General features: G+C 73.8%; 3 protein-coding genes and 1 pseudogene. 2 read left to right on the forward strand and 2 right to left on the reverse strand.

Features of this window, described 5'->3' with window-relative positions; translation table 11 throughout:
* Both BN12_RS21115 and BN12_RS24030 read left to right on the forward strand, forming a co-directional pair.
* On the forward strand, window positions 1-670 hold a 670-nt coding region (locus BN12_RS21115; protein WP_048555546.1), incomplete at its 5' end, for a metal ABC transporter ATP-binding protein.
* A complete protein-coding gene (locus tag BN12_RS24030) occupies window positions 667-1,650 on the forward strand; it encodes a metal ABC transporter permease (protein ID WP_327152683.1) in 984 nt (327 codons plus the stop codon). The genes BN12_RS21115 and BN12_RS24030, both read left to right, overlap by 4 nt.
* Here the strand turns inward: BN12_RS24030 and BN12_RS21120 are convergent.
* Window positions 1,604-3,670: pseudogene (locus tag BN12_RS21120) on the reverse strand (heavy metal translocating P-type ATPase); the annotation flags it as partial. The gene BN12_RS24030 and the pseudogene BN12_RS21120 sit on opposite strands and share 47 nt — an antisense overlap.
* 1 nt (window position 3,671) lies before the next feature.
* Window positions 3,672-3,950, reverse strand: a complete 279-nt coding sequence (locus BN12_RS21125; protein WP_235432487.1) for a DUF1490 family protein — start codon at window positions 3,948-3,950, stop codon at window positions 3,672-3,674.
* Between the last annotated feature and the right edge of the window lie 264 nt (window positions 3,951-4,214).

The raw sequence follows: 4,214 nt of genomic DNA on the forward strand, positions 1-4,214 counted from the left end.
CGAGCCGCTCGCGGCCGGCCGGATCGAGGTGGCCGGACGGCCGGCCGGTCGCTCCAACCGCGACATCGGCTACATCCAGCAGCAGCGCCGGCTCGACGCGCGGACCCCGCTGCGCGCCCGCGACGTCGTCCGGCAGGGCCTCGACGGCCACCGGTGGGGGATCGCCCGGCCCGGCCGTGTCCCCTGGGGCCGGGTGCGCGCCGCCCTCGCCGCGGTCGACGCGACGAACCATGCCGATGTCCCGGTCGGCCTGCTGTCCGGCGGCGAGCAGCAGCGCGTCCGGGTCGCGCAGGCCATCGTCGCCGACCCGGCCCTGTTGCTGTGCGACGAGCCGCTGCTGTCCCTCGACGTGAGCAGCCAGCAGACGATCGCCGGGCTCGTCGACCGGCGCCGGCGCGAGCACGGCACCGCCGTCCTCTTCGTGACCCACGAGATCAACCCGATCCTGCCCTACGTCGACCGCATCCTCTATCTCGTCGACGGCCGGTTCCGGCTCGGCACACCCGCGGAGGTCCTCACGAGCGAGACGTTGAGCGAGCTGTACCGCTCGCCGGTCGAGGTCATCCGCCGCGACGGGCTCGTCCTCGTGGCCGGCCTCCCGGCCCCGGCCGACGCCCACGGCACCCGGTGGCACGACGACGGCCTGCGTGCCGAGCCCCTCGTGTCATGACGACGCTCATCCTCGGCAGCGGGGGAGCGGGTGGTGTCTGGCATGCCCTCTTCGACTTCGCCGACTACGGGCAGCTGCTCGCCCTGGTCCGCAACTCGATCGCCGCGGGAGCCATCCTGGGCATCGTCGGCGGGCTCGTGAGCAGCCTCGTCATGATGCGCGACCTGCCCTTCGCCGTCCACGGGATCAGCGAGCTGTCCTTCGCGGGCGCCTCGGTCGCCTTGCTCGTCGGCATCAACGTCGTCGCCGGCTCGCTCGTCGGGTCCGTCCTCGCCGCCGTCCTCATCGGGGCCCTCGGCGCGAGGGCGCGCAGCCGCAACTCCGTCATCGGCGTCGTCATGCCGTTCGGCCTCGGGGTCGGCGTCCTCGCCCTGTCCCTCTATCAGGGCCGCGCGGCCAACAAGTTCGGGCTGCTCACCGGCCAGATCGTCGCCGTCGACACGCCGCAGCTCGCCTGGCTCGCGGGGACCGCCGTCGTCGTCGTGCTCGGGCTGCTCGTCATCTGGCGACCACTCCTGTTCGCCAGCACCGACCCCGAGCTCGCCGCCGCGCGCGGGGTGCCCGTCGCCCTCCTCTCGCCCGTCTTCATGCTCCTGCTCGGGCTGACCGTCGCCATCTCGGTCCAGGTCATCGGGGCGCTCCTCGTCCTCAGCGTCGTCTGCACTCCGGCCGCCGCGGCGCTGCGGGTCACGGCGTCCCCGCGGGCGGTCCCGCTCCTCAGCATGGCGTTCGGGTTCGTCTCCGTCGTCGGTGGCATCCTCCTGGCCCTCGGGAGCAGTGTGCCGATCAGCCCGTATGTCACGACGATCGCCTTCCTCATCTACCTCCTCTGCGGGGGGATCGGCCGGTGGCGGGCCGCCCGGTCCGGCCGGCCCTCGAGCTGTTCGCGACAACGGCGAGCGACGACGCGTTGTGCAGCACCGCCGCCAGCACAGGCGACAGCCCGCCTGTCGCGCCGAGCGCCAAGCCGGCAGCGTTGACGGCGATGGACATCCCGTAGTTCTGCCGGACGACGCGCACCGCCTCGGCACCGAGGTCGCGAAGTCCGACGAGCGCCCACAGGTCGTCGCCCGCGAGCGCCACGTCGGCGGTCTCGACGGCGACGTCGGTGCCCGAGATGCCCATCGCGATGCCGATGTCCGCCCGGCCGAGGGCCGGCGCGTCGTTCGTGCCGTCGCCGACGACGGCGACGACGTGTCCCTCCTCGCGGAGCGCGACGACGATCCGCTCCTTGTCCTCGGGCATCGTCTCGGCCTGCCACTCGGTGATGCCAAGCTCGGCGGCCACCGCCGCTGCCGTGGCGGGCCGGTCACCGGTGAGCATGACGACGCGCCGGACCCCGTCGGCGCGCAGCGCGGCGAGGACGGCTCGCGCCTCGGGGCGCGCGGTGTCGCGAAGGCTCACGAGGCCGACGAGCCGGCCGTCCACGGCGAGGAGGAGGGGCGTCTCGGCCTGCCGGGACAGCCGGTCGACCCAGGCGTCCGTCTCCGCGCCGAGCGAGACGCCCTCGCCACGCAGCAGCTCGGGGCTGCCGAGCAGGAGGATGCGGCCGTCGGCCTGGGTCCGCATCCCCAGCCCGAGGAGCACCTCGCACTCCTCGTGCGGGGGAATCGCGATATGCCGCTCCTCGGTGGAGCGGATGACGGCCTGGGCGAGCGGGTGGTTGGAATGGATCTCCGAGCTCGCGGCATACGCGAGGACATGTTCGGGCTCCCACGCGTCGTCGAAGGAGACGACGTTCGTCACGATGGGCCGCCCTGTCGTCAGGGTCCCCGTCTTGTCGAAGACGACGGCATCGACCCGCCCGGCGGCCTCGAGGTGGGAGCCTCCCTTGACGAGGATGCCGCGACGCGCTCCCTGCCCGATGGCCGCGCTGATCGCGGTCGGGGTCGCGAGACCGACCGCGCAGGGGCAGGCGACGAGCAGCATGGTCATCGCGCGGCGGACGTCGCGGGTCACCAGCAGCGTCGCGCCGGCGAGGGCGAACGACATCGGCACGAAACGACGGCTGAAGGTCTCGCCGACGGTCTGGATCGGCGCACGGTCGGCCTGGGCCTCCTCGAGGCGGGTGACGATGCGTCCGACGGCGGTGTCCGGGCCCACTGCCTCGGCGCGCACGACGATGCGCCCACGAAGGAGGACCGATCCGGCGTGCACGCGCCGGCCAGGAGCCACCGAGACGGGCAGGGTCTCGCCGGTCAGGGCGGACTCGTCGACCAACCCCTCCCCGTCGACGACGGTGCCGTCGACGGGCAGGACCACGTGCTCGTGGACGACGACGTCGTTCCCCGGTCGCAGGGTGCGCACGTCGATCCGTCGCTCCGCGCCGTCGGGCTCGAGCAGCCACGCCTCGGTCTGGGCCCCGGTCAGCAGGTCGCGGACCGCGCGGCGCGTCCGGCGGAGGGTGAGGTCCTGGAGGTACTCACCGATGTTGAGGAGCCAGAGGACGGTGAGGGCGACGACGTTCTCGCGCAGGACGAGGCTCGCGACGGTGGCGGCCGAGACGAGGGCGTCGGTCCCGGCGGCGCGGCGGCCGGTGAGGGTCCGGAACGCTCCCCGCAGGAAGGGATAGCCGGTGAAGACGGTGACCCCGGTTGCGACGGCTCGGCTCGTCGGGCCGAGGACGGGAGGCCGGCGCAGTCCGTAGCGCCGGATGCCGAGGAGGACGAGCGCGGCACCGCCGACGAGCATCCGGACGAGGTCGGCGTTCGACACGTCCTCCGAGGCGGGCAGCCGCTCGACGGGTGCGTCGGCGGCGGTCCGGAGGCCCTCTGCGACCGCCCGGAGGACGGCGGTGCGATCGGTGCCCTCGGCCGTCCAGACGACGACCGACCCGGTGCGGGGGAACGCCTGGGCCGCGGTGACGCCCTCGACGCGGCCCACGCACTCCTCGACGGCGACGGCCCGGGCCCACGACCTGCGCAGGGCGGGGACCCGCCACCGGGTCCGGCCGCCCGCATCCGACAGCACCCGCCCGACGTCGGCGGGCCGGGTGGACATGTCAGTGCGCGTGGTCGTGGCTGCCGCCCCCCCCCGCCGGGCGGGGTGGCTCCCCGATCCGCTCCTTCGCCTCGGCGACGACGTCGGCGGCGGACAGCCGGGCGCTCTCGGCGCCGGTCTCGGCGGCTCGCAGCCCGCGCAGCCCCCACGCCGTGGCGGTGACGACGTTGGACCGGGAGAAGACCGTCCTCCTCCATCGCTTGAAGCCGTCGACGACGAGGACTCCGGCGACCCCGGTCGCGACGGTCGACGCTGCCTTGCCCACGAGTGCTCCTGCCACGGCGAACCCGTCCTTTCCCACAATGAATATGGGAGTCATCGTCATCCCATCGCGGGCCAACGTACCACCGCCCGGCACCCGGTCGACCATTGCATTCGTTCAATGAGAATGATAATCATTACGCCACCATCGTGGCAGCCGCGCCACGACCCGACCGGAAGGACGAACCCCCGTGACCCTCTCCCGACGCCTCGTGCCAGCCGTACTGGCCGGCGCCCTCACCGCCGCGGCGGTCGCGCTCACCCCGCCGGCGGCCGTCGCGCA

It is taken from the genome of Nostocoides japonicum T1-X7, assembly GCF_001046855.1.
GTDB classification, from domain to species: Bacteria; Actinomycetota; Actinomycetes; order Actinomycetales; family Dermatophilaceae; genus Nostocoides; species Nostocoides japonicum.